Origin of the sequence: Segatella copri, assembly GCF_019249795.2 — a bacterium.
In the GTDB taxonomy this organism is placed as follows: domain Bacteria; phylum Bacteroidota; class Bacteroidia; order Bacteroidales; family Bacteroidaceae; genus Prevotella; species Prevotella copri_B.
Genome location: NZ_CP156891.1, coordinates 720001 through 746260, shown reverse-complemented (window position 1 = coordinate 746260; position 26260 = coordinate 720001). Strand labels below are relative to the sequence as shown.

Here is a 26260-nt window from a genome sequence, read left to right as displayed (position 1 = left end):
CAGGCTCAGCACCTTTTATTCAAGTCCATCGCCGCCGGTTTCGCTTCCGGTTCCGCCAGTAGAATCGCCGCCCGTTGGGGTGTCGCCTCCGGATGGATTATCGCCGTCGGATGGGGTAGTAGGAGGCGTATCGGTAGAGGTAACCTGCTTCACCACCTTGCCGTTTCTATCGTAGCAGGTGATGTTGACGGAAGTCTCTTCGAGTTCCTTCTTGATGTCGGTGTTAGGCACGAAGATGATGTATCGGCGGGTGATGAGGTTGGCGCTCACCTTGTTCACATCCTCTACGGCGGTAGAGTTAAGACCGAATCGGAGGCTGCCCAGTCCTGGCACAGCCACGCTGTGGCCCTCGGTGGCCCATGCTGCAATCACTTCGCCTATGGCCGACCATCCGGCGTTGATCACCGCCTTAGGCAATCCGCTGCGCACGGCGGCTTCTTCTATCACCTTCGTGGCGTTGAGCTGGCTGTAGAGTTCAGCCTGCATCACGAATGCCCACTTTTGCTTACCTTTTTCGAACGCTACGTTGCGCTCAATTGCTTTTACTTTAATACCCATAATTCAAATCGTTTTTTTAATGGTTAAACAAATCAGTCTACATGCAGCTGGTAACGCCGAGCGTAGTGCCTACGGCAGTAAGTACAGCAATAATCACCTGCAAGATAGTTTTCCAAACTTCCTTTTTCATTTTCTTTTTTCCTTTCTTTTTTTTAATGGTTCAACAATCAGTTTTTTTTAGTGGTTAATTCAGCCTATCTCTGAACGACAATGCAAAGATATAACATTTTTCTCTGAAAAACAATAGTTGTCCCGAATCACGTGCATCCTTGTCCCGAATCATGTGCATTCCTCCCTCATATCCCATTCTCTTCCGCCTAATTTAACCGCCATTAATTTAATGGCCATTAAATTAAATGTTAAATCCGTTAACATTATATGGCATGTTTTGCCTTTCCAACTGCGTCCCGATGCAGTCGGCGCTACGTCCCGACGTATCGTCATCTGCGTCGGGACGTGGCTGGCGGTGCGTCGCCACGCAGTTTTGGGAGCATCGGGCGCACAGTTACTTGCTATGTGGGTTAGCTGGTGGATAGGAGGAAAGGCAAAAATGTGAATGTGAATGTGAATTTGAAATGTTTTTCAATGTTACCTGAAGGAGAAGCGTATAATCGTGTTTAAGTAATAGTAGTCATTATAATAGGTTCATATTATATATATAATAAGGTACGCGCGCGAGGACTGAATTTCATTCACAATATCCAATTAAAGGAATGGATGGAACAACCCGATACATTGATTTACATTTCAAATTCACATTCACATTCACATTTTGTTTTGATGGTTTTATGAAAAAAAGACAATTTGGTAAAAAATAATTTAGAATTTATTTGTTTATTCGGGGAAAAAGTGTTACTTTTGTAGCTGCTATGGAAAATAACTTTCATGGTACAACTTAAATCGCAAGCCAATGACTGGACGAACTAAAAACAGCACAGAAAAGACTTCTTTTGTTGTCTTCAAGTATGATTTCTGCAAAAGCCGGAATCTTTCAAGTATCGAGGGTACTCTACCCTTGGATTTTCTCGAAATGTCATCGCCTGAAAAATATCAGGAATGTCAGACTGGTTTCGAGAAGGTAATGGACAGTTTGCTGAAAAGCAAGAAAATGATTTTGGTGGAATCACGGAAGAATGAGGAAGACGTTATTCACGACAACCGAATATTGGGATTTCGCGAAGGTGTGGCTGTGCTGGATGTATGCGCAGACAAAAAAGAATTTTATTGGAGTAACTTTAAGGAGAATGAAATTCACAACCAGCCTTTCTGTAAGGTAATCATTGATAATCGCCCCAACAGAGGTTTCCTTTTTGTGGAAGAATCTAGAATCTTCGGCGGCAAAAGGGGACAGGACAAGGTGGTGGCTCTTCTGCGTGATAATATCAACAGGGTGGCGAATCAATATGGCTGGAATATGGTGATTTCTGCCAAGTTGCCACCTGGTGATTTCTTTGATGCCGTGGCTGAAAGAATCAAGGCTGGCTGCAGACCAAAGGCTGTGGTGTTTTCTTTTCCTCGCCATCAGTCTCTCAGCGATGCGCCATATTCCTTTGTCATGCAATTACAGATGCAGCAATCATTAATGGAGTGTCTCAATGCCAGTATGTATGAGGTAAAATTTGGTACAGATAAAGGTAAGCAGTTGCACTTAGACAAGGCAAACAGAGACATTGCCTTGATGGTGAACCTGTGCAGCAAGGAAGATTACGGTATCAAGGTATATTATTGGAAAGGTCCGTGCACCTCTTCCCGTTCGCTGAAACGAACCAAGGTGAAAATCTCCGATGTTGAGATTGTTGCTCTGGTTAATGGAGATGCTGTCTGTTGCGATTGTCATGGAGATTCTCAGTTTGCTTTGATCAATTCTCTTGATGTGATTCTTGATGATTTAAATGGTTACGACGATGAGGTTATTTAAGATGAAGACCAGACAGATGGTAGATAAATCTTTTTCGCAACACATGATTTATCAGGTTTTCAGAGCCATCACCCATGATATCTTCAATGATAAAACGTGGTTTCCTACGTCCAGATGTTCATGCGAGGATGTTTTTTATGAGGTGTTCTGCATCGTAGACAAAATGATGTTTTCGCATACCGATACCGAGAGCCGCCTAGCCTTTGTGGAAGGAATAGGGCAATATGAAAAAAACTATGTTGACGAGGATGAGTATGCTACAGCTCAGGACGAGCGGCAGAGAATCGTATTTGTCATCCTGTATATGGCAGCTGTGATACTTCAGATGATGCCTTTGGAATCGAAAGTGTTTCAATTTTGCTCAATGATTATGGGGCAATGGAGAGGCTACGTAACTCAGGAGTTTTCTCAGCGGTGCCTCGGAGCAGTCGTGAAGAACCGGGATGTGGTTGAGCGGCTGGCAGCCAATATCGGTTATTATGGCGAGGATGGTTTCTTCGTTTCATCTCAGATTAATGAACTGATGCGCCAGAACAATGATGAAGATTATCTGCACGGATTCGAGCCTGAACAGAAGAGGACATTGGAATTGGAAGTGACAGACGATGAGCATCAGGAAAACGGCGGGCAGGAAAAAACGGAAGAAGATAATGAGAAGGAATGGGGCGACTTGAGCCAGGGAGAAAGAGTAAAGCGAGCCTTGCAGAAGATGATAGACGAGAAGGCTATTCCTTTGAAGAAAGACTATGCCCTGATTATGGAGGCGCTCTCTGAAATCAACGATTTTGATGGCAAATTTGATAATGGCGCATCTTTCTGCAAGTATCTTACAGAGCAGCTGAAAATGCCTTCCGACCTGACCAATGCCAGTGTCATCTCCAAGCGTTTCTCCAAAATGCGTGGCGAATTTCCCAACTGGAGTTTTGATGATGTAAGAGATCCTAACGCCCGGGAGGAACTCAACAATATCGCTAAACGTTTTGTTTCCATCTACCGTAAGGGACAGTAGGAAGCGGGGAAATGATTGCTTCTTGTGAGTGTTGGCAAGTTTTAGATGGAATGTTAAAAACGTAAAATAGAGCAAGTTTTAGGCATATTCTACGTTTAACAATAGAATAGGTTTAATAAACAAATTAGGATATGAAGTATTTAGTAAAAAAATCAGTCTTACTACTGTTGGTAGTCTTGGCTTTTTGTGCGTGTGACAACAGCAATGACAATGGTGACGTTATTCCGCCAAATCCACAGTCATCGAAAACTGTCGTCAATTATACTGGCGAAGTAGAGTTTGTGGTGGATGCGCCACAAATTCGTGAGGATATAGAGCAGGATTTGAAGGCAAACCCTCCTTTTGGAGGAAGCAAGAAATATCAGTTTATCACAAAAAAATACTCGACGCTTCCTGCTTTATATATGCTATATGCGGTGAATCCTGAGGACGATAAGTCTGCTGACGGATATATACTGGACATCGCTAGTGAAGTGGAGAGTAAGGACAATTATAGATTGTTCCCTGCCGCTTCTGCAAATGCTTGGTATAAGATGGATATTGTGCCTGTCGACACAAAGGATGGCAAGCCTGTTGCAACATACGATGTGTTTATAAAGCAAAATATTCCTTCTTCTTTGCTTCATAGCAAGATGTATTTCTGCGAAGACCTTACGGAGAAATATCGCCAGAAGTTCCCTAACGAAGACATTCATGCCGTGGTTCGCCGTTTGGTTCTTTCTTATGTCAGTGGGGGTGATATTATAAAGGAATAGGAACATATCTGAACAGAAGAATTTTTAGAAATAATACAGTATCAGCACTTTTTGCTTCGTTTGCAAGCAGAAAGTGCTTTTTTTATGCCTTCAGATGAGCTGGAGGCTTAGCGGAAGGCTTAGTTGCCGGCGATGAGGCTTAGTAGGAGGCGAACCGGCAGGATGCCTATTGCCGGGGAGGCTTTTTTTCCTTACTTTTGCATTCAGAAAAAATCAGTATTTGTTGATTATGGAAAAAGTAAAGAAAATACCTCCACAGGAAGCGTCTCAGACTAATCCAGTGGTAAAGCCTGAGGATACCAAGGGCGGAATCAATAACAAGGTATCATCTGGGTTGATAGGAAAAAAGCTGGCTGAACAGGCTGAAGAGAATGAAGAGATGCCCATGCATCACCTGATTGCCGACAAGGATTATCCGTCGGGCATCAGAGAATGGATGATCACTTCGCCTTCTGACCTCAAGTATCCTACGCTGGTGGTGGCTGCTGCCATGCTCAGCGTTTATCTTACACGTGTCAGAATACAGTATGTGTATGATAATCAGGGAGAAAAATCGGCCATCGTGTTGCAGGTCATCGTAGAGGGCGAGCAGTCGAGCGGAAAGTCGTTTGCCAGATACATCATGCGTACCCTGATGAAACCTTTCATCGAGCGCGACAGCGAAATGAGAGCCAAGGAGCAGGAGTATGCTGCCCTGAAGCGACGCCAGGGCAAGAAGGATGGCAAGCTACCACCTGAACCGAAGACCGACATCACCATCCTGCCCGAAACCGTATCGCTCACCATGTTTATCAAGCGATGCGATGCAGCCGTCAAACTTTATGGTGCTCCGAAGACGCTCTTCGAATTTGCCGATGAGATTTCTGCCATCGTGCATTCTGCCAAGCGCCAGTTTGCCGACCTCTCGCAGGTTATCAAGACGGCATACGATCTGGGCAGCGTCTATGGTCAGGATTTCATGAGCGAATCCAGCTATAGTGCCATGGTAGATGCCTTGCTGTCGTTCGTTTTCTGCGGCACTCAGAGTGCGGTGAGCAGATATATGAACAAAGCTGCCATTGAGGGCGGTGCTGTAACCCGAACCATCTTATGCCCGCTCATCAGTCATCTGGGCGACAATCCGCCACAGTTTCAGGCGTTGACCGATACGCAGCGTAATGAGCTGGAGAATACATTGGATAAGCTCTTCGGGTTGTGCTACGAGGAAGATGGAAAATTCCATCAGGAGATAGAGGAAGATATGAGCTGGCTCTACAAGACGGTGGTAAAATGGTGTAACGACTGCCGCCAGCAGGTGGTGAAAACCATGTCCAAGTCGATGGATGTCTTCTACAAGCGCAGTTCGGTTTCAGCCTTCCGCATCGCTGCCCTCATGCAAGTGCTTTACAAAGTGGAAGGGAAGAAGAGCGAGAAGGAAATCCGGAAACTGGTTAGGCAGACCTATCTGGCTTGTGCCGACCGCATCTTGCAGAATATGTTGCAGCGGTGGGGCAAGGCTTTCGAGCAGATTTCTGCCGAGGGCGAAGGAGAGCCTTATCATACTGTAGACTATTTCAGCGAGTTGCCGCAGGAATTCTCTTATCAGTTCCTGGAGGAATTTCTGAAGCAGAAGGAGCTCAAGACGCCTGCCCGTAACATGGTGTGCAACTGGCGCAGATGGGGATGGCTCGAAAAACCAGCAAAGGGCGAGGATAGAAAGGTGCTTAGAAAGACGCAGCAGAAAGGCACTATTGGTGATGGTAATATTAAAAAAGACAATTAGAAGATGGCAGAATATATAGATTCAAATACGCTCTCTAAACTTAGAGCTATCAGCATCCTGGAGGTTGCTGATGAATTGGGAATGGGTTTGCGGTATCATAATGCCCTTTGTATCAGTCATAATGATACCCATCCGAGTTTGCATTTCTGGACTTCCACCAACACTTGTCATTGCTTTGCATGCGGGTGGGGTGGAGATAATATCGACCTGGTGATGAAACGGGAGAGTCTCTCTTTTTCGGAGGCTTGCCAATGGCTGTGCAGAAGATTCAATATCAGCACCGGTAATCATTCTGCGGGAAACCGTAAGGATGTGCTTCATCGGGATAAAGCTGTTGCTGAGCATAGAAAATCTGAATGTGATACGGACAGACTCAATCTCAGAGGCGAGTTTCAGCATAAGCCTGACGTAGATTATCTGATGCGTATGCTCATGGGTAAGAAACTGACAGATAAAGCCAAGGATTTCCTGTTCTATCAGAGAAAGTTGCGCCCGGAATATATCTATTGGTGTAGAGTGGTGAGCACAGATTTCTCCATTGCTGGCTATCGCTTTGGTGGAAAGTTTTTTGATGGTCCTTCCCTGTTGATTCCCTATTATGACGTTCATGGCAATCTGCTGACGGTTCAGAGCAGATATCTGGGAGATAAGACTGAAGAAAAACCGCGGTTTAAGTTTGCACCAGGTAGCAAGCCGATGGTATATGGGATGCAGATCTTGCCGCAGGTGACAGAAAAAGAGCCATTGGTTATTACCGAGGGATGTACCGACTGCTGGAGCGCTATGTCTATGGGTTACAAGGCAATAGCCATCCCGAGTGCTACGCTTTGTAATGAAGAATGTCGCAATCTTTTAGCGGGAAGGAATCTTCACATGTGGCCTGATCAGGACAAACCGGGCCTCGGTCTTTATATGAAACTGAAGGAAATGTTCCCTCAGCTGGTGTATCATCAGTTGCCGGAAGGTTGCAAGGATTTGTCTGATTATTACCAGTCGTTTTACGTTCAGAAAATGTGAAAGTGAATGTGAATTTCAAATGTTTTTCTATTGTTGTTTTTAAGTTGTTGCGTATTATGATGAAGTTGTTTTTAAATCGTTTTCGTAGAGATCATGGCGCCATTGTTGGTCGCCTTAGTCAGGAAGTAGTTAATCGCCAGGGTATCGTTGTAGGCCATCAGTACATTTGTGATACGATGGAGCGCGAGGGTGGCTGTCTGGAGCCGGGTGAATATCACATCATGGTGGCTAAATGCAAATGCTTCGCCCGCCAGATGCTTTTCCTCGAACCGATAAGGGATGATTCTTCTTCATCTTCCTCTCTTCCTCTCCCCGAAACCTGCAAGCTTTGCCGCATGGAGCGCAAGAGTCATGAGTTCGGGTGTCTGGAAGAGCTTTATGCCCTTCCTTGTCCCATGATGCAGCCGGGCAATGGTCCGTTCCGTCTGCGCCAGGGTGGCATCCTCATCGGAGAGGCTCATGCTCCCGGCTTCGTACTCAAGAGTCAGGAACGCTTCCTCCAGCTCTTCGACCGGGTGAAGAAGGCGATGGTCAGGGGCAGCGAGGTAGTGGTAGTGATAGAATAGAAAATGGGGGGGTAAGGGACATCTTGGCAAGAAAAACTGCATTTTCTCGGTTTCCCAGAAGTTTCATTGCGTAAAAATCATCATATTATTTTCAATTATTCTTAGTCCTTATAATCTACCTTGATCACGATGACGCGGATGGTCTGGATAACCTCTCTTGCAGCCGCATTTCTGTGCTGGATTATGACAGCAGGTATGCGCACCAGCGACCATCGATGTACTGAAAAAAAGGGCTATGCCACAGATAATCTTCTTCATTTTGACTTATTAAATTGTAGCGTTAGTTAAATTTGAGGGCAAAAGTACAAAGAATATTCGAGAAAACAAACGGAAAATGGAGATTTCTTCGTATCTTTGCACACATATTTTGTAAGATTATGAAGAAACTGTATATTCTTTTGTGTGGGGCAACGGCGGCTCTGCTGATGGCGGCATGCCAGGGAGGAAAGACGGCTGCTGCTGATGCTGAGGCTGGCGATACCCTGGAGATGAAGTACGCCAAGTTGCTCACCATCGTGAAGCATGGCGATGTGGAAGAGACTTCCGATGCAGCAGAAGGTGTTGACTATCAGTATACTGAGGCTATCATCGCCAACCCCTGGAAGGTGGGAACGATGCTGCATCGCTACATCCTGATTCCGAAGGGAGAGGAGGGGGATAAGACGGTGGCGATGCTTGCCAGAAGGCACAGCACGGGGGCGAGATGCACTACCGATACCGTGCGTACACCGGTGGAGAGGAGTGCCGTTTTCATCGCTCCCCATTGCCAGCTGATGTACGAAATGGGCTGCCAGCAGGCCATCCGTGGTGTCTGCGATCTCGATTACATCAATATTCCGGATGTAAAGAAGAGGGCTGCTCTTTCCGGGAATACTTCTGCTCAGAATCCTATCGAGGATTGCGGTTCGAGCATGGCACCCGACATCGAGCGCATCATCGCCCTGAACCCCGAAGCCATCCTACTTTCGCCTTTCGAAAACAGCGGAGGATATGGCAAGCTCGACAAGCTGCACGTGCCCATCATCGAGGCTGCCGACTATATGGAGTCTTCGCCACTGGGCAGGGCGGAATGGATGAAATTCTACGGCATGCTCTTTAAAAAAGACGGGAATGCACCGAAGACCGCTCTTGCTGCATCTTGCGAACCAAAGGCAGATTCGCTCTTTGCGAAGATAGAAAAGGAATATCTGAAGCTGAAAGCTGAGGCAGCCGGGTATCCGAAGGGCCTCTCTATCCTGACCGAAAGAAAGACGGGAAATGTATGGTATGTGCCTGGAGGTCAGAGTACTATCGGTATTCTGCTGAAGGATGCCAACGCCCGTTATATCTTCGAGGACGATGAACACAGCGGAAGTCTGGCGATGAGTCCGGAGCAAATCTTGGCGAAGGGAAAGCAGGTGGATGTATGGGCGTTCAAGTATTTCGGTGGTGCCCCTCTTTCGCAGACTCAACTGCTTCAGGAATATGACGGCTACAAGGCTCTTGCTGCCTTCAGCCGGGGTAATATCTATCAGGTAGATACCTCTACGGTACCTTATTTCGAACTTACAAGTTTCCATCCCGAACTGCTGCTCAGAGAGTTCATCATCCTGGCTCATGGCGAGCGGTTCGGCAAATTGAGATTCTATAAGAAATAGGGCTTTAATCAGAGATTTTACAAGAAATAGTTTTAGTGAATGAAAACCATCGTTTTAGGGGCAATCGCCATTATCATACTGTTTTTCGCCAACCTGGCATGGGGGAGTGTAAACATCCCATGGCAGGACGTGGGGGCGATTATTTCGGGCTCTCAGACCGACGAAACCTACCGCTATATTCTGTTGGAATCGCGACTGCCGGCGGCGATTGCCGCTTTGCTTTCGGGCGCAGCCCTCGCCACGAGCGGCTTGCTCCTGCAGACAGCCTTCCGCAACCCCCTGGCGGGTCCTGACGTATTCGGTATCAGCAGCGGAGCCGGACTGGCGGTAGCCATCGTGATGCTTGCCTTTGGCGGCAATATTGCCCTGGATGATTTAGGGGTAGGTTTTCTGGGCGATGCCGGCAACTATGCCATCGGCGGTTTCCTGGCTATCCTCATCGCTGCCTTTATAGGGGCTATGGTGGTGATGGGCATCATCACCTTCTTTTCTGCCATTGTGCGCAGCCATACGGTACTGCTCATCATCGGACTGATGGTGGGTTATCTTGCCAGCAGCGCCATCTCTTTGCTCAATTTCTTCAGCACGGCAGAGGGCGTGAAATCGTATATGGTTTGGGGCATGGGCAGCTTTGGCAATGTTTCGAGCCAGCAGATGATGTTCTTCATCCCGTTAGCCCTCATTGCCCTGGCTGCGTCTCTGCTCCTTGTAAAACCGCTGAACGCCATGCTGTTAGGCGAACAGTATGCCGAGAATCTGGGCTTCAACATCAGGCGTCTGCGCATCGTTCTGCTCATCATCACCGGTCTTCTTACGGCTGTGGTTACCGCCTTCTGCGGTCCCATCGCCTTCATCGGTCTGGCAACACCGCATATCGCCCGCCTCATCATCGGCACGGAGAATCATCGCCGTCTGTTGCCCGTCACGATGCTGATGGGTGCAGCCATTGCCCTTCTCTGCAATCTCTTCTGCACCCTTCCGTCGGATGGTGGCATCATCCCCCTGAATGCCGTCACCCCGCTGTTCGGCGCCCCCGTCATCATCTATGTGTTGGTGAAAAAGCGCATCTAATTGCATATAAAAAAGCGTTTCTAGTTCAAAGAGATGAACCAGAAACGCTTTCTTTGTTATACGATGTTTTACTTGCGGAAGTTCTGTTACTTATTCACGACATTAATCGGATTGCCCTCGAGAAATGCCTTGACGTTGGCGGCTACCTGCTTGTTGAGGCGCTCGCGAGCCTCGTAGGTGGCCCAGGCAATATGAGGGGTGAGGTAAGCATTAGGCTCGCCAAAGAGCGGATTCTCCTTTGATGGCGGCTCCTGAGCCATTACGTCGGCACAGTAGGCACCCAGACTGCCTTCGTGGAGGGCAGCAGCTACGGCCTCCTCATCTACCAGCGGACCGCGACCCGTATTAACCAGGATGGCGGTATCCTTCATCTTCTCCAGACTCTCCTTATTGATGAAATGATAGGTGTCATCAGAAAGCGGACAATGGAGCGAGAGAATATCGCTCGTGGCAAGCAAACCCTCCTTGCTCACCTTCTGGATCCACTCAGGCAGATTGCTCGAATTCTTGCTGGTGCAGGCACAGATGTTCATGCCAAACTGGCGGGCGATGTTGGCAACTTTCATGCCGATATTGCCCAGTCCCATGATACCCAGGGTCTTGCCGGCAAGCTCCATCAGTGGGGTATCCCAATAACAGAAATCCTTATTGTAAGCCCAGCGCTCGTTGCGGTTCTCCTGGGTATAATGCTCTACGCGGTTGGTTACGGCAAGGATGAGGGCAAAGGTCATCTGCGCCACGCTGTCGGTGCTGTAGGCAGGAATATTGGTTACGATGATGCCCTGTTTCCTGGCAGCCTCGATGTCTACCACGTTGAAACCGGTAGCCTGGATACCGATGTATTTCAGTTTAGGAAGCTGCGCCAGTGTCTCTGCATCTATCTGCACCTTGTTCAGAAGGATGATGTCGGCATCCTTGGCACGTTCCACTTTCTCTGCATCTGATGTGCGAGGATAAACTACCACCTCGCCCAGTTTCTCCAGAAGATGATAATCCAAATCTCCCGGGTTTGCGGCATAGCCGTCTAGAATAACAATCTTCATAAATTTTTCCCGTTTTCTGTTGTTATAAAATTCAAGACCCATCTGTCCTGACAAATCTGAGTCTGAGTTTATTTTAATGGGAAAAGCCTTCCCCTTGAGAAAGAGAAAGGCTTTTCCGTATGTATGGTTTATTCGTTCATCAAGTAGTTTTTGAATGATGCGAAATCCTTGGTCATCTGGATGCTCTTTTTCTCACCCTTCATGAATTCTGCAAGGCGTGCAGGAATCTCTATATCGCTGTCAAGGATGCTGTCTACCTTCTCCTTGAACTTGGCTGGATGAGCGGTCTCGAGGAACACGCCAACCTCACCTGGCTTCAACTGCTCCTTCAGGGCGCGATAGCCGCAAGCTCCGTGAGGGTCAAGCACATACTTGGTTTCATTGTAGCACTGCTTCATGGTTTCTGCAATCTGCTCGTCCTTGTATGTAGCACCACCGATGTAGGCTGCGATGGCATCATGATCGCCCTTGTAGAGGTCGTAGATGCGGGCAAAGTTTGATGGGTCGCCTACGTCCATGGCATTGGCGATGGTCTGCTTGCTAGGCTGTGGATTATACTTGCCTGTCTGCAGATACTCGTAGAAGATATCGTTGGCGTTGTTGGCTGCGATGAAGCGGTGGATAGGCAATCCCATCTCATGACCGAAGAGTCCGGCTGTGATGTTGCCGAAGTTGCCGCTAGGCACGCAGATAACCAGCTTGTCGGCGAGACCCTTCTCCTTCATGCGGGCATAGGCATTGAAATAATAGAATGCCTGAGGCAGGAAGCGGGCAACGTTGATAGAGTTGGCTGAGGTGAGCTTCATGTGCTTGTTGAGCTCCTCGTCCATGAACGCAGATTTCACCAGTGCCTGGCAGTCGTCGAATACGCCATCTACCTCGAGGGCTGTGATGTTCTGGCCGAGGGTAGTGAACTGGCTCTCCTGAATCTTGCTCACCTTGCCCTTAGGATAGAGCACGTAAACATGGATGCCGTCAACGCCGAGGAAACCGTTGGCAACAGCCGAACCGGTATCGCCCGATGTAGCTACGAGCACATTCACCTCTTCCTTGCCCTCCTGACGTACGAAGTACTGCAGGAGACGGGCCATGAAGCGCGCACCCACATCCTTGAAGGCGAGGGTAGGACCATGGAACAGCTCGAGAGAGTAGATGTTTGGCTCTACCTCGACTACAGGGCAGTCGAATGCCAGGGTATCGTATACAATCTTCTTCAATGACTCGGCATCAACGTCCTCGCCAAAGAAGGCATCTGCTACCTTGTAGGCAATCTCCTGGAAGGAGAGCTTCTCGATGTTGTCGAAGAAATCCTGTGGCAACTTCTTGATGATTTCTGGCATATAGAGTCCACGGTCTTCTGCCAGACCTTTAACTACCGCCTTGTGAAGGTCGGCGATGGGTGCTTTCTTATTTGTTGAATAATATTTCATTTTTTACTTTTAACTTTGAGATTTGAACATTAAACTTTATGATTAGCTTTGGGGACTATCATGAAGCCGTTGATTTTAATTGATCGCCATGAAGGCATTCATGAATTCCTGCAGCTGCAGCATGCCGTAACCGCCACTCACGCAGCTTACCTCATCATACTTCTCTACGCTATCCGGCTCCATGCCAGGGTAATAGATGATGAAAGGCACAGGCTCCTTGACGTGGGTACGAATCTCTACCGGAGTAGGATGGTCGGGGAGAACTGCGATGCATACCGGCTCGTCCCAGGTGCTTACCTCATCGAAGATAGGCTTGATGAGTCGCTGATCGAGGTTCTCGATAGTCTTCAGCTTCAGTTCCAGATCGCCATCATGACCTGCCTCGTCGCTCGCCTCTACGTGAACATAAACGAAGTCGTCGCCGTCCTTCAATGCCTGGATAGCTGCAGCTGCCTTGCCCTCGTAGTTGGTATTGGCAAGACCGGTAGCGCCCTCAACGATGATGTTGCGCAGACCGGCGTAATGGCCGATGCCTCGAATCAGGTCTACGGCAGAAATCACAGAACCCTTCTTGATCTGTGGATACATCTGGGAGAGGGTGAGCATGTGCGGACGGTAACCGCCGCCCCAAGGCCAGATAAGATTGGCCATTCGTTCGCCACGCTCCTTGCGCGCCATATTGAAAGGATGGTTCTCCAGGAGTTCCTGACTCTCGAGAATCAGCTGGTTCAGAAGGTCGGCTGTATCACGACGGCTGATGTGACCCTCATCGCCTCCAATCTCCGGCAAGATGGGTTTCACCATCAGCTTATGCCATTCCTCGTTGGGATGATCATGAGGTGGGGCACAGTCGATATGCTTGTTTCCGTGCTTCACCACCAGAAGATGGCGATACTGGATGCCGGTAACAAACTTGACATCAGGATATTTCTTGCCGAGGGTATCGTTGAGATACTTGATGAGCACATCCGCATCTTCCGTTTCCAGGTTACCACCGTTGTGGGTGATAATCTTGCCGTCCTGCACATTGATGATGTTGCAGCGCAGGGCAAGGTCGGTAGGCTCCAGTTCATAGCCGATGCTGGCAGCCTCCAGCGGTCCGCGTCCTTCGTAAACCTCGTTCTGGTCATAGCCCATGATAGAGCTGTTAGCTACCTCAGAACCCGGATGGAATCCATCTGGCACGGTAACGAGTCTTCCTGTCTTGCCCTTTTTGGCAAGCATATCCATATAGGGTTTGTTGGCGTATTGCAGGAGTGTCTTTCCACCCAGTCTTTCTACCGGGTGGTCAGCCATTCCGTCGCCAAGAATGATAATATGTTTCATCTCTTCTTTTAATGTTAAGTGTTAAATGTTAGCGATACTCATGATGTTGGCGAATACACCGGCAGCAGTTACGCTGGCTCCGGCACCATAGCCCTGAATCATCATAGGGTATTCCTTATAGCGCTCGGTGGTGAGCAGCACGATGTTGTTGGAACCTTCCAGATTGTAGAACGGATGCTCTGGACCTACAGCCTGCAAACCTACGCTAGTCTTGCCGCCATCCAGGGTAGCAACGAAGCGCCAGCGTTTGTGCTCTACATCGAGCGCCTTGCGCTTAGCCTCGAAATCGGCATCGAGCTCAGGAAGTTTCTTCCAGAAGTTGTCGAGCGAACCCTTGAAGTATTTGTCTGGCACGAAGAGGTTTTTCTCTACATCTTCCTGCTCTACGCGGTAACCTGCCTCGCGGGAGAGAATCACCAGCTTGCGAATCACGTCCATACCGCTCAGGTCGATACGTGGATCAGGCTCGCTGTAGCCCTTCTCCTTAGCCAGTCTCACGGTCTCAGAGAATGGGACGACGCTGGAGATGGCGTTAAAGATAAAGTTGAGCGTACCTGAGAGAACTGCCTCAATCTTAAGGATTTTATCTCCGGAGTTGCGGAGATCGTTGATGGTTCCGATGATAGGAAGACCAGCACCTACGTTGGTCTCAAAACGGAATACTACACCACGCTGGATGGCAGTCTTCTTCAGTTTCTCGTAGTTCTCATATTCGCTTGATGCAGCTATCTTGTTGGCTGCGATAATGCTTACGTTGTGCTCCAGCAGACTCTGGTAGAGAGCGGCCACATCCTTGCTGGCAGTACAGTCTACAAACACGCTGTTGAAGATGTTCATCGCCAGGATGGTATCGCGCAGAACCTCTGGAGTGCTTGGGTCTGATTTCTTCAGTTCCTCGCTGTAGTTCTCGAGATCAATACCATCGCGGTTGAAGATGGCGTTCTTGGAAGAAGCGATACCCACCACGTTGAGCTTCAGTTTGCTGCGCTCCATGAGGTCGGCATACTGGTTCTTGATCTGCTCGATAAGCTTTCCGCCCACGGTACCCACACCGCAGATGAAGAGGTTCAGCACCTTGTATTCTGAAAGGAAGAAACTGTCGTGGAGTACGTTGAGTGACTTTCTCAGATAATCGCTCTTCACTACGAACGAGATGTTGGTCTCTGAAGCACCCTGTGCACAGGCGATGACGGAAATACCGCTACGGCCGAGGGTTCCGAAGAGCTTACCGGCGATACCGGCAGCATGCTTCATGTTTTCACCCACGATGGCGATAGTAGCCAAGCCCTTCTCTGCGTGCATTGGGAACATGGCACCATCGGCAATCTCGTTGTGGAACTCATTGTTCAATACCTTTACAGCCTCTTCTACATCCTGCTCGCGCACACCGATAGAGGTTGAGTTCTCTGATGATGCCTGTGACACCATGAACACAGAGATGCCCTCGTTGGCAAGAGCGGTGAAGATACGGCGGTTTACACCAATCACACCGACCATGGAAAGACCGGTTACGGTGATGAGCGCTGTACCGTTGATGGAAGAGATACCCTTGATAGGCTTCTGGTCGCCATCTATCTTGTTCTTGATGATGGTGCCCGGAGCATCTGGGTTGAAGGTGTTCTTAACCTTGATAGGAATATTCTTGACACAAACCGGGTAGATGGTTGGAGGGTAGATGACCTTTGCACCAAAGTTGCAAAGCTCCATCGCCTCAACGTAACTCAGTTCGTTGATGGTATAAGCTGATTTGATGACACGTGGGTCAGCGGTCATGAAACCGTCTACATCAGTCCAGATTTCGAGCACTTCTGCATCGAGGGCAGCTGCTATGATGGCAGCTGTGTAGTCGCTACCGCCACGGCCAAGGTTGGTGGTGCGATCTGTGTTCTTGTCACGACTGATAAAACCCGGAACGAGAGATATGCGTGGAATTTCTGCAAAGGCTTCTTTTACCAGTTTGTTGGTCAGCTCGCTGTCGAGTACATGCTTGCCTTTGCCGTTCTTGCGCTCAGTCTTGATGAAGTTGCGTGAGTCGAACCATTTGGCTCCACGAATCAATGTGGCAACAATCTTGGAACTGAGTCTTTCACCATAACTCACGATGGCATCCTGCGTTTTCTCGCTGAGGTCGTGGATGAGGTACACACCAAAATAGATGCTCTTCAACTGTTCGAAGAGTGCATCAACCGATTTGAATAAGTTTTCTCTGTCTGTAGTGTCGGTGATGATGGTATCTATCATCTTGTGGTGGCGATCAACCATGGCTTCGAATTCTACTTTCCACTGTTCATCACCCTTGAGGGCAAGTTGAGAGGTTTGCAAGAGTTTGTCCGTGATACCGCCAAGCGCGCTCACGACAACCACTACACTCTGTTTCTTAGCCTCGTTTTCAACGATACGTTTCAAGCTGAGGATGCTTTTTACGGAACCAACCGATGTTCCGCCGAATTTTAATACTTTCATATGTTCTTGAATTTTACGTTGGTAATGTAATGCCTCCCCCGAAACGACCGGGGCCGAAGCAGAACTTGAGGGCAAATGTACGAATAATATATCAGACTGCCAAGGATTTTAACAAAAAAGTAGCATATTGTAGATAAAAAAGCTATTTCAGTAGATAATTATAGGCTCTTCCTCTCCCTTATACCTTATTATATATATAAAAAACGTTGAAATGTTTGGGGGTTTCGGATTATTTGCTTAATTTTGCGCTTGCAATTCAATGCATAAAAGACATAAGCATAACAAACATAAGAAGGAACGAATGAAATATCTTTTATTCTCAGATATCCACGGCTGTTTGCCAGCCCTGGAAAAGGTCCTCGATTTCTTCGAGGCTGAACATTGTGACATGATGTGCATCATGGGGGATATCATCAATTATGGTCCCCGCAACCGCATTCCGGAAGGAATCGATCCTAAGGGTATCGTAGAAAGACTGAATGCGCTGGCAGATAAGATTGTCGCTGTGCGTGGCAACTGCGATGCGGAAGTAGACCAGATGCTCCTCGATTTCCCTATCATGGAGACCTATGCCTTGCTGGTAGACGGAGGCAAGCGCTATCTTCTGACTCATGGACATGTATACAATAAAGAGAACATGCCGAAGGGTCCTTACGAGGCTATGATCTATGGCCACTCCCATCTCTGGGAACTCTCTCATAACGAGAAGGGGCAGGCCATCGTAAATACCGGCAGCATCACCTTCCCGAAGGGTGGCAATCCGCCAACCTTTGCAACATTGGAAGATGGTAAGTTCACCATGTATCAGCTGGATACGCTCGAAGTGCTGGCTACAATGGAAGCATGAAAAAGTGAAAGTGAAAAGTGAATTGTGAATGTAATGCGAAATCCGTAATATGGAATCGGTCACTTGTCACTCGTCACTTTTATAAAACTAATCATAAAGTTCAAAGTAAATGATTCAAGAATACCAGATAAGAATTCTGCCCGAACAGGCAGCAAGCGAGGAAGGCATCAAGCGTTATCTCGCCAAAGAAAAGGGATTGGATGTAAGAACGCTCAACCAGGTGAGGGTTTTGAAGAGAAGCATCGATGCCCGTCAGCGCACCATCTTCGTCAACCTGAAGGTGCGTGCTTATATCAACGAATTTCCGCAGGACGACCAGTATGTCCATACCGAATATCCGGATGTGAGCAGCAGACCTCGTGTTATCGTTGTGGGTGAGGGACCTGGCGGTCTCTTTGCTTCCCTGCGCCTGATAGAACTGGGTTATCGTCCTATCGTGCTGGAGCGAGGCAAGGATGTGCGCGAACGCAAGAAGGACCTCTCTAACATTACCAAGACTCAGAAGGTAGATGGGGAGAGCAACTACTGTTTCGGTGAAGGTGGAGCCGGTGCTTATAGTGACGGCAAACTTTATACACGAAGCAAGAAAAGGGGAAGTGTAGATAAGATTCTGAACGTATTCTGCCAGCATGGTGCCAATACCAATATCCTGGCAGATGCCCATCCGCATATCGGTACCGACAAGTTGCCACGCGTCATTGAAAACATGCGCAACACCATCATCAAGTGTGGCGGCGAAGTGCATTTCCAGACCAAGATGATTCGTCTGATCCTTGAGAGTGAAGGTAAGCTGACGGCACCTGATGCTGCAGCTGGCGATAGGGTGATAGGCGTAGAAGCCGTGAATCTGGCTACGGGTGCTGAGGAAACTTATCGCGGACCGGTTATCCTGGCAACAGGCCATAGTGCCCGCGATGTATACCGTTATCTCGCTTCGGCAAAGATAGATATCGAGGCAAAAGGCATCGCCGTAGGTGTGCGTCTGGAACATCCTTCCCAACTCATTGACCAGATTCAGTATCACAATAAGAGTGGTAGAGGAAAATATCTGCCTGCTGCCGAATATAGCTTTGTTACTCAGGTAGATGGCAGAGGTGTCTATAGCTTCTGTATGTGTCCGGGCGGTTTTGTGATTCCGGCTGCTACAGGACCGGAACAGCTCGTGGTGAATGGTATGAGTCCGAGCAACCGCGGTACTGCCTGGAGCAACTCGGGCATGGTGGTGGAAACTCATCCCGAGGATGTGGCGCAGTTTGTGAAGGAACATCAGTCTGTCATCGAACAGCAGGAAATGAAGGCGCAGGAGAATGCTTCACTCTTCACTCCTCACTCTTCACTCCAAATGATGTACTTCCAGGAAATCGTGGAAAAGCAATGCTGGCAGCAGGGCAACATGAAGCAGACTGCTCCGGCACAGCGCATGGCTGACTTCGTGAACAATCGATTGAGTTATGATCTGCCAAAGAGCAGCTATGCTCCAGGCTTGATTTCGAGTCCGTTGCATTTCTGGATGCCGTCTTTCGTGAGCAAGCGACTGCAGGAAGGCTTCAAGACCTTCGGCAAGAATGCCCATGGTTTCCTGACCAACGAGGCTACGCTGATAGCGATGGAGACGAGAACCTCATCGCCTGTCCGCATCGTCCGTGACCGCGAAACCTTGCAGCATGTCCGCATCCAGGGACTCTTCCCATGTGGCGAAGGTGCTGGTTATGCAGGCGGAATCGTATCGGCTGGTGTAGACGGAGAAAGATGTGCAGAGATGTGTGCTGAGTATTTGAAACAACAATAAGCGAATGCCTGAAATGATGAAATACAGAAAAACGGGAAAGTTTAAGCTGGGCTTCTTGACTTTACTCCTGAGTGTGCTCTTCGTGGCGTGTGGCTCGGGAGCGTCAGATGCTGACAGGCAAATCAAGAGCAAGACTGATTTGAAGGGGGCTGTGATTGGTGTGCAGCTCGGTACCACTAGCGACGGACTAGCTACGGAGCTGGAAAAGGAAGGTGGCGGTACCAAGGTAGAACGGTATAACAAGGGAGCCGATGCCATCCAGGCACTCCTGCAGGGTAAGATAGACTGCATGGTGACCGATGAGGCGCCAGCCAAGGCATTCCAACGGGTGAACCCATCGCTCCGTATCCTGCCCGAAACCTTCGATGCATCCTCTTTCGCCATCTGCGTGGCTAAGGATCATGCTGAGTTGCAGCAGTCAATCAATCATGCCATCCGTATCCTGAAAGAGAATGGCGTCATCGATTCCATCGTCAACCGCCATCTGGAACGGGGCATAGCCGTGGCTTATACGCCAAAGACTTCTGAGGTGAAGAAGGTGGGACCGGAAGCGCTGCAGAAACTCGGCTTGAAGACGAGTCTCCGTTTTGCCACCAACGCTACCTTCGAGCCTTTCGAATATTACCAGAATGGCAAGATTGTGGGCATCGACGTGGATGTGGCGAATGCCATCGGCGATGTGCTGGGCGTGGATGTCGAGATTCTCGATATGGAGTTTGATGCCATCATCACCTCTGTACAGGCTGGTAAGGCAGATGCGGGTATTGCCGGCATCACGGTTACTCCTGAACGGAAGAAGAATATCGGATTTACAGATTCCTATGCCGATGTGCGACAGGTTATCATGGTGAATTCCAATGAAGTGAAAGCAGCTGGTAACCAGCCGGGAGTGATAGATAAGTTTAAATCCTGCTTCATAGATGACAACCGTTATCAGTATCTGTTGCAGGGTTTGGGCAATACACTCATCATCACCTTCTTCGCCATCATCCTTTCCGTGATACTCGGAACGCTGATAGCTATTGTCAGAGCACGTCATGAACGTAAGAGCGACTGGAAGATTCCGAACATGCTCTGCCAGCTGTACCTTACCATCATGCGAGGCACGCCAACCATGGTGCAGTTGCTCATTATCTATTATGTGGTGTTTGCATCAGCAGATGTCAATAAGATACTGGTGGCTGTCATCGCCTTCGGCTTGAACTCGGCAGCTTATATTGCCGAGGTAATCCGCTCGGGCATTATGTCGGTGGATAATGGTCAGATGGAGGCGGGTAGAAGTCTTGGTCTTTCGTATGGCAAGACGATGCGTCTCATCATTCTTCCGCAAGCCTTCAAGAATGTGCTTCCGGCTATGGGTAACGAGCTTATCACTCTGCTCAAGGAAACCTCTATCAGCGGTTATATCGGACTGGTAGACTTGACCAAGGGTTCCGACATCATCCGAAGCATTACTTACGAAGCGATGATGCCGTTGGGCGTAGTAGCCTGCCTCTATCTCGTTCTTGTTCTCGGACTGAACGCTGGAGTGAGAAGGCTGGAGAAGAGACTGAGAAAGAGCGAAAGGAAATGAGGAATCCTGAAAGGGCAAAAGCTTTAAAACAATGGATAAAATGAACGAAATAATCAAGATAGAAGGACTTCGTAAACGCTTCGGCGACAACGAGGTGCTGAAAGGCATTACCACCTCGGTGAGTAAAGGTGAGGTGGTTGCCATCATTGGTCCGTCGGGTTGTGGCAAGAGTACCTTCCTGCGTTCCATCAACCTTCTGGAAGAACCTACCGAGGGTAAAGTCTTTATCGATGATATGGATATTACATCAAGCGATGTTGATATCAACCGAATGCGCCAGAGGGTGGGTATGGTATTCCAGCAGTTCAATCTCTTCCCTAATATGACCATACGCCGCAACATCATGCTGGCTCCGGTAGAATTGGGTAAGATGACAAGGGAAGAGGCTGATGAGAAGGCAACGGAACTCCTGACCCGTATCGGATTACTGGATAAGGCCGACAGTTATCCCGACAGTCTGTCGGGCGGACAGAAACAGCGCGTAGCTATCGCCCGTGCCTTAGCGATGAATCCTGAGGTAATCCTCTTTGATGAGCCGACTTCGGCTCTCGATCCGGAAATGGTGGGAGAGGTGCTGCAGCTGATGAAAGATGTTGCTGCCGAGGGAATGACGATGGTGGTGGTGACCCACGAGATGGGATTTGCAAGAGAAGTGGCCAACCGTGTACTCTTCTTCAGTGACGGCTATATCACGGAAGACGGAACTCCTGAGCAAATATTCAACCATCCGAAATCGCCAAGATTGCAGGAGTTTCTGGGAAAGGTTCTGTAATAGTTGATAGTTAACAGTTTTGTAATAGTTGATAGTTAACAGTTTATAGTTAACAGTTACTTGATGACAATAAAAAAAGATGCATTACTGGTATATCCAGCAATGCATCTTTTTTATTTGATGGTCTACAGCCTGTAAACTATTAACTATTAACAGTTTTCTTCTCTATAATCTCTTCTGCACGTTTCAGAGCCTTGCTGATGTGATCTGTGATATTATCCTTGCCAAGAATATTGTAGAAGCCAGCCTTTTCCAACTGGGCGTTTACCTTCTCGCAAACACCGGAGAGTACAACCTGAATGTCCTCCTTCTGACTCATCTCGCAGAGGTTGGTGAGGTTATGGATACCGGTTGAATCAACAAATGGAACCTTGCGCATACGGATGACGCGTACCAGTGGACGGTCACCGAAAGCTGCCATCACTTCCTCAAACTTGTTACCAGCTCCGAAGAAGAAAGGACCATTGATTTCGTATACCTCTACGCCCTTCGGAATCGTATAGTGCTCCAGGTTGGTAGAGAGGAAGTCAAACTCCTTGTTCAAGTCAATCTCATCATCGGTAATAGCTGTCACGTCGGTGGTTTCGCTCATTCGCTTCATGAAGAGCAGACAGGCGATAATCAGACCCACTTCAATGGCTACTGTCAAATCGAAGATGATGGTGAGGAAGAAGGTAATCAGAAGTACGGTTACATCGCTCTTCGGATTCTTCATCAATGCCAGGAAACTTCTCCATCCGCTCATTCCGTAAGATACAACTACCAATACACCGGCAAGACATGAGAAGGCAACGGAACTCCTGACCCGTATCGGATTACTGGATAAGGCCGACAGTTATCCCGACAGTCTGTCGGGCGGACAGAAACAGCGCGTAGCTATCGCCCGTGCCTTAGCGATGAATCCTGAGGTAATCCTCTTTGATGAGCCGACTTCGGCTCTCGATCCGGAAATGGTGGGAGAGGTGCTGCAGCTGATGAAAGATGTTGCTGCCGAGGGAATGACGATGGTGGTGGTGACCCACGAGATGGGATTTGCAAGAGAAGTGGCCAACCGTGTACTCTTCTTCAGTGACGGCTATATCACGGAAGACGGAACTCCTGAGCAAATATTCAACCATCCGAAATCGCCAAGATTGCAGGAGTTTCTGGGAAAGGTTCTGTAATAGTTGATAGTTAACAGTTTTGTAATAGTTGATAGTTAACAGTTTATAGTTAACAGTTACTTGATGACAATAAAAAAAGATGCATTACTGGTATATCCAGCAATGCATCTTTTTTATTTGATGGTCTACAGCCTGTAAACTATTAACTATTAACAGTTTTCTTCTCTATAATCTCTTCTGCACGTTTCAGAGCCTTGCTGATGTGATCTGTGATATTATCCTTGCCAAGAATATTGTAGAAGCCAGCCTTTTCCAACTGGGCGTTTACCTTCTCGCAAACACCGGAGAGTACAACCTGAATGTCCTCCTTCTGACTCATCTCGCAGAGGTTGGTGAGGTTATGGATACCGGTTGAATCAACAAATGGAACCTTGCGCATACGGATGACGCGTACCAGTGGACGGTCACCGAAAGCTGCCATCACTTCCTCAAACTTGTTACCAGCTCCGAAGAAGAAAGGACCATTGATTTCGTATACCTCTACGCCCTTCGGAATCGTATAGTGCTCCAGGTTGGTAGAGAGGAAGTCAAACTCCTTGTTCAAGTCAATCTCATCATCGGTAATAGCTGTCACGTCGGTGGTTTCGCTCATTCGCTTCATGAAGAGCAGACAGGCGATAATCAGACCCACTTCAATGGCTACTGTCAAATCGAAGATGATGGTGAGGAAGAAGGTAATCAGAAGTACGGTTACATCGCTCTTCGGATTCTTCATCAATGCCAGGAAACTTCTCCATCCGCTCATTCCGTAAGATACAACTACCAATACACCGGCAAGACATGCCATAGGAATGTACTGGGCAAGAGGCATCAGAAAGAGGAAGATGAGCAGCAGAACTATGGCGTGGATGATGCCTGCAATAGGAGTCTTACCGCCATTATTGATATTGGTCATTGTGCGGGCAATGGCACCTGTTGCAGGAATACCGCCAAAGAGGGGAGAGGCGATATTGGCCAAACCCTGAGCTACCAACTCGGTGTTACTGTCGTGATGATCGCTGATTACACCATCGGCAACAGTTGCTGAAAGCAAACTCTCAATGGCTCCCAGGATGGCGATGGTGATAGCTGGTGATACAAGACTCTTGATGGTCTCCCAATTCATGGCTGGTACCTGAGCTGCAGGCAGTTCGTTGCTGATAGAAAAGCGGTCACCAATGGTCTCGATACTCTCAACGCCGGCAAACTGCTTGAGCAGTAAGGCTACAACGGTCATCAGGATGATGGCAATAAGAGAGCCCGGAATCTTCTTGCTGAACTTAGGGGTGATGGCGATAACCACTACGCTTACTACTCCGATAAGGGCACACCAAGGATCTATGGTGTCAAAGCTTTGGAAGTAGACGCCCCATTTCTCCAGAAAATCAGAAGGATTTGAAGTCAACGTCAATCCAAAGAGATCCTTGATCTGGGTCGTGAAGATGGTTACGGCGATACCACTGGTAAATCCCACAACGATAGGGTAAGGGATATACTTGATGATGGTTCCAAGACGGAGAAGTCCGAAGAGAACCAGGAACAGACCAGCCATCAGTGTCGCTATCGTCAAACCTTCCATGCCATATTTCTGGATAATGCCATAGATGATAACGATGAATGCTCCCGTAGGACCACCAATCTGCACTTTGCTTCCACCGAAGATGGAGATGATGAGACCTGCTACAATGGCGGTGATGATACCCTTTTCAGGGGTCACGCCAGAAGCGATACCGAATGCGATGGCCAGAGGCAGGGCTACGATACCAACGATGATACCTGCCATGAGGTCAGACATGAATGTTTTCTTGTTGTATGTCTTTAAACAGGAAAACAAACTCGACTTAATTGCTAATGCCTTCATTTGAAAGTTTTAAAATATATGTAATTAATCTTGTTATCCGTTAAAACGTGTGCAAAGGTACTATATTTTTTTTAATTGGCAAAATGTTTTTCTGAGTTTCTCCCTTTTCTTCGATAATATTCTTCTTTGATAGATATATTCTCCGGATAATACTTTTCTAGTTGAATCCTGATTTCTTTTCGGTCTTGGAATATGAGTACAATATTATTAATGCGCTTGCGGGTGTGCGCCCGCACATGCAGGCAGGCGTGTGCATGTATAAAATAAAGTGTAGTGGTAAGAAAAACTCTAGAAAGTCTTTATAAGTGTTAAAAATGCGCTAAAATCTAAACTTTTTTGCGAAAAGATTTGGTGGAATGAAAAATAGTTAGTACTTTTGCACTCGCTTTTGAGAAATACGGTTTCTCTTAGCAACTAAAGAAAGAGTTCTTTGAAAGATTTTACATAAACAGACAAGTAGTACAAGAAGCGGTTAACTTCTTAGAAATAAGAAAGTTGACTGGGTAAAAGAAACGAACCGTCAAGCAATTGACAAGTCAGGTTTACTAAGCTTCAATAAACGAAAAGGATATTCGTCCTAAGTACAGACAACAAACAAACCAAGCCGCAAGGCTAGGTAAAAAAAGATATTTTACAATGGAGAGTTTGATCCTGGCTCAGGATGAACGCTAGCTACAGGCTTAACACATGCAAGTCGAGGGGAAACGACATCGAAAGCTTGCTTTTGATGGGCGTCGACCGGCGCACGGGTGAGTAACGCGTATCCAACCTGCCCACCACTTGGGGATAACCTTGCGAAAGTAAGACTAATACCCAATGATATCTCTAGAAGACATCTGAAAGAGATTAAAGATTTATCGGTGATGGATGGGGATGCGTCTGATTAGCTTGTTGGCGGGGTAACGGCCCACCAAGGCAACGATCAGTAGGGGTTCTGAGAGGAAGGTCCCCCACATTGGAACTGAGACACGGTCCAAACTCCTACGGGAGGCAGCAGTGAGGAATATTGGTCAATGGACGAGAGTCTGAACCAGCCAAGTAGCGTGCAGGAAGACGGCCCTATGGGTTGTAAACTGCTTTTATAAGGGAATAAAGTGAGTCTCGTGAGACTTTTTGCATGTACCTTATGAATAAGGACCGGCTAATTCCGTGCCAGCAGCCGCGGTAATACGGAAGGTCCGGGCGTTATCCGGATTTATTGGGTTTAAAGGGAGCGTAGGCCGGAGATTAAGCGTGTTGTGAAATGTAGATGCTCAACATCTGAACTGCAGCGCGAACTGGTTTCCTTGAGTACGCACAAAGTGGGCGGAATTCGTGGTGTAGCGGTGAAATGCTTAGATATCACGAAGAACTCCGATTGCGAAGGCAGCTCACTGGAGCGCAACTGACGCTGAAGCTCGAAAGTGCGGGTATCGAACAGGATTAGATACCCTGGTAGTCCGCACGGTAAACGATGGATGCCCGCTGTTGGTCTGAATAGGTCAGCGGCCAAGCGAAAGCATTAAGCATCCCACCTGGGGAGTACGCCGGCAACGGTGAAACTCAAAGGAATTGACGGGGGCCCGCACAAGCGGAGGAACATGTGGTTTAATTCGATGATACGCGAGGAACCTTACCCGGGCTTGAATTGCAGAGGAAGGATTTGGAGACAATGACGCCCTTCGGGGCCTCTGTGAAGGTGCTGCATGGTTGTCGTCAGCTCGTGCCGTGAGGTGTCGGCT

Annotated in this window: 19 protein-coding genes, 1 rRNA gene and 2 pseudogenes (1 of these 22 cut by a window edge); 14 read left to right on the top strand and 8 right to left on the bottom strand. The window is 48.0% G+C overall.

Annotated features, from left to right (window positions below; translation table 11 throughout):
• Positions 1–15: 15 nt before the first annotated feature.
• Together KUA48_RS03540 and KUA48_RS03535 are read right to left on the bottom strand one after the other, a co-directional pair.
• On the bottom strand, positions 16–558 hold the full coding sequence (locus tag KUA48_RS03540) for a DNA-binding protein (protein ID WP_153096066.1): 543 nt from the start codon (positions 556–558) through the stop codon (positions 16–18).
• 37 nt (positions 559–595) lie between these two features.
• The gene (locus tag KUA48_RS03535; protein ID WP_022121332.1) at positions 596–688 is read right to left on the bottom strand and encodes a smalltalk protein; all 93 of its coding nucleotides are present in this window, start codon (positions 686–688) and stop codon (positions 596–598) included.
• A gap of 780 nt (positions 689–1468) precedes the next feature.
• Here KUA48_RS03535 and KUA48_RS03530 point away from each other — a divergent pair.
• The 8 genes from KUA48_RS03530 (at position 1469) to KUA48_RS03495 (ending at position 10293) form a co-directional block, all read left to right on the top strand.
• The gene (locus tag KUA48_RS03530) at positions 1469–2476 is read left to right on the top strand and encodes a hypothetical protein (RefSeq protein ID WP_218432787.1); all 1008 of its coding nucleotides are present in this window, start codon (positions 1469–1471) and stop codon (positions 2474–2476) included.
• Complete coding sequence (locus KUA48_RS03525) at positions 2463–3485, top strand: hypothetical protein (RefSeq protein WP_218432789.1); 1023 nt, start codon at positions 2463–2465, stop codon at positions 3483–3485. The genes KUA48_RS03530 and KUA48_RS03525 overlap by 14 nt, the downstream gene beginning before the upstream one ends.
• A 131-nt stretch (positions 3486–3616) precedes the next feature.
• A complete protein-coding gene (locus KUA48_RS03520; protein WP_218432791.1) occupies positions 3617–4240 on the top strand; it encodes a hypothetical protein in 624 nt (207 codons plus the stop codon).
• Between the two features lie 229 nt (positions 4241–4469).
• Positions 4470–6002 (top strand): hypothetical protein, encoded by a 1533-nt coding sequence (locus KUA48_RS03515; protein WP_218432794.1) that lies wholly within the window; start codon positions 4470–4472, stop codon positions 6000–6002.
• A 3-nt stretch (positions 6003–6005) separates the two neighbouring features.
• On the top strand, positions 6006–7019 hold the full coding sequence (locus KUA48_RS03510) for a CHC2 zinc finger domain-containing protein (RefSeq protein WP_218432796.1): 1014 nt from the start codon (positions 6006–6008) through the stop codon (positions 7017–7019).
• A 56-nt stretch (positions 7020–7075) separates the two neighbouring features.
• Positions 7076–7585, top strand: a complete 510-nt coding sequence (locus tag KUA48_RS03505) for a hypothetical protein (protein ID WP_153085126.1) — start codon at positions 7076–7078, stop codon at positions 7583–7585.
• A 377-nt stretch (positions 7586–7962) separates the two neighbouring features.
• Positions 7963–9222 carry an ABC transporter substrate-binding protein gene (locus KUA48_RS03500; protein ID WP_218432799.1) on the top strand — a complete coding sequence of 420 codons (1260 nt, stop codon included), beginning with the start codon at positions 7963–7965 and terminating at the stop codon, positions 9220–9222.
• A 39-nt stretch (positions 9223–9261) separates the two neighbouring features.
• Positions 9262–10293, top strand: a complete 1032-nt coding sequence (locus tag KUA48_RS03495) for an iron ABC transporter permease (protein WP_118254133.1) — start codon at positions 9262–9264, stop codon at positions 10291–10293.
• An 86-nt stretch (positions 10294–10379) separates the two neighbouring features.
• Here the strand turns inward: KUA48_RS03495 and KUA48_RS03490 are convergent, their stop codons facing one another.
• From KUA48_RS03490 to thrA, 4 genes are all read right to left on the bottom strand, one after another.
• Positions 10380–11336 (bottom strand): D-2-hydroxyacid dehydrogenase, encoded by a 957-nt coding sequence (locus KUA48_RS03490; RefSeq protein ID WP_022120314.1) that lies wholly within the window; start codon positions 11334–11336, stop codon positions 10380–10382.
• A gap of 128 nt (positions 11337–11464) precedes the next feature.
• On the bottom strand, positions 11465–12766 hold the full coding sequence (thrC, locus tag KUA48_RS03485; RefSeq protein ID WP_006848737.1) for a threonine synthase: 1302 nt from the start codon (positions 12764–12766) through the stop codon (positions 11465–11467).
• A 75-nt stretch (positions 12767–12841) separates the two neighbouring features.
• Positions 12842–14092: a cofactor-independent phosphoglycerate mutase gene (locus KUA48_RS03480; RefSeq protein ID WP_218432800.1), complete on the bottom strand. Its 1251-nt coding sequence runs from the start codon at positions 14090–14092 to the stop codon at positions 12842–12844.
• A gap of 21 nt (positions 14093–14113) precedes the next feature.
• The gene (gene thrA / locus KUA48_RS03475; RefSeq protein ID WP_117695719.1) at positions 14114–16555 is read right to left on the bottom strand and encodes a bifunctional aspartate kinase/homoserine dehydrogenase I; all 2442 of its coding nucleotides are present in this window, start codon (positions 16553–16555) and stop codon (positions 14114–14116) included.
• 301 nt (positions 16556–16856) lie between these two features.
• Between thrA and yfcE the strand changes: the two genes are divergently transcribed.
• The 4 genes from yfcE (at position 16857) to KUA48_RS03455 (ending at position 21536) form a co-directional block, all read left to right on the top strand.
• A complete protein-coding gene (gene yfcE / locus KUA48_RS03470; RefSeq protein WP_118254150.1) occupies positions 16857–17402 on the top strand; it encodes a phosphodiesterase in 546 nt (181 codons plus the stop codon).
• 109 nt (positions 17403–17511) lie between these two features.
• Positions 17512–19191, top strand: coding sequence for an NAD(P)/FAD-dependent oxidoreductase (locus KUA48_RS03465; protein WP_006848731.1), 1680 nt, complete (start codon positions 17512–17514; stop codon positions 19189–19191).
• 13 nt (positions 19192–19204) lie between these two features.
• Positions 19205–20764 carry an ABC transporter substrate-binding protein/permease gene (locus KUA48_RS03460; protein ID WP_256624446.1) on the top strand — a complete coding sequence of 520 codons (1560 nt, stop codon included), beginning with the start codon at positions 19205–19207 and terminating at the stop codon, positions 20762–20764.
• A 31-nt stretch (positions 20765–20795) separates the two neighbouring features.
• A complete protein-coding gene (locus KUA48_RS03455; RefSeq protein ID WP_153080773.1) occupies positions 20796–21536 on the top strand; it encodes an amino acid ABC transporter ATP-binding protein in 741 nt (246 codons plus the stop codon).
• 142 nt (positions 21537–21678) lie between these two features.
• On the opposite strand, the pseudogene KUA48_RS03450 reads toward KUA48_RS03455, so the two are convergent.
• Positions 21679–22329 (bottom strand): annotated as a pseudogene (locus KUA48_RS03450) (SulP family inorganic anion transporter); the annotation flags it as partial.
• On the opposite strand from KUA48_RS03450, the pseudogene KUA48_RS03445 reads away from it, so the two are divergent.
• Positions 22319–22699, top strand: a pseudogene (locus KUA48_RS03445) (amino acid ABC transporter ATP-binding protein); the annotation flags it as partial. The pseudogenes KUA48_RS03450 and KUA48_RS03445 overlap by 11 nt on opposite strands.
• Positions 22700–22841: 142 nt before the next feature.
• On the opposite strand, the gene KUA48_RS03440 reads toward KUA48_RS03445, so the two are convergent.
• Positions 22842–24539 (bottom strand): SulP family inorganic anion transporter, encoded by a 1698-nt coding sequence (locus tag KUA48_RS03440; RefSeq protein ID WP_118192188.1) that lies wholly within the window; start codon positions 24537–24539, stop codon positions 22842–22844.
• Positions 24540–25172: 633 nt separating this feature from the next.
• On the opposite strand from KUA48_RS03440, the gene KUA48_RS03435 reads away from it, so the two are divergent.
• Positions 25173–26260: ribosomal RNA gene (locus KUA48_RS03435) — 16S ribosomal RNA — on the top strand (it continues 444 nt past the right edge of the window).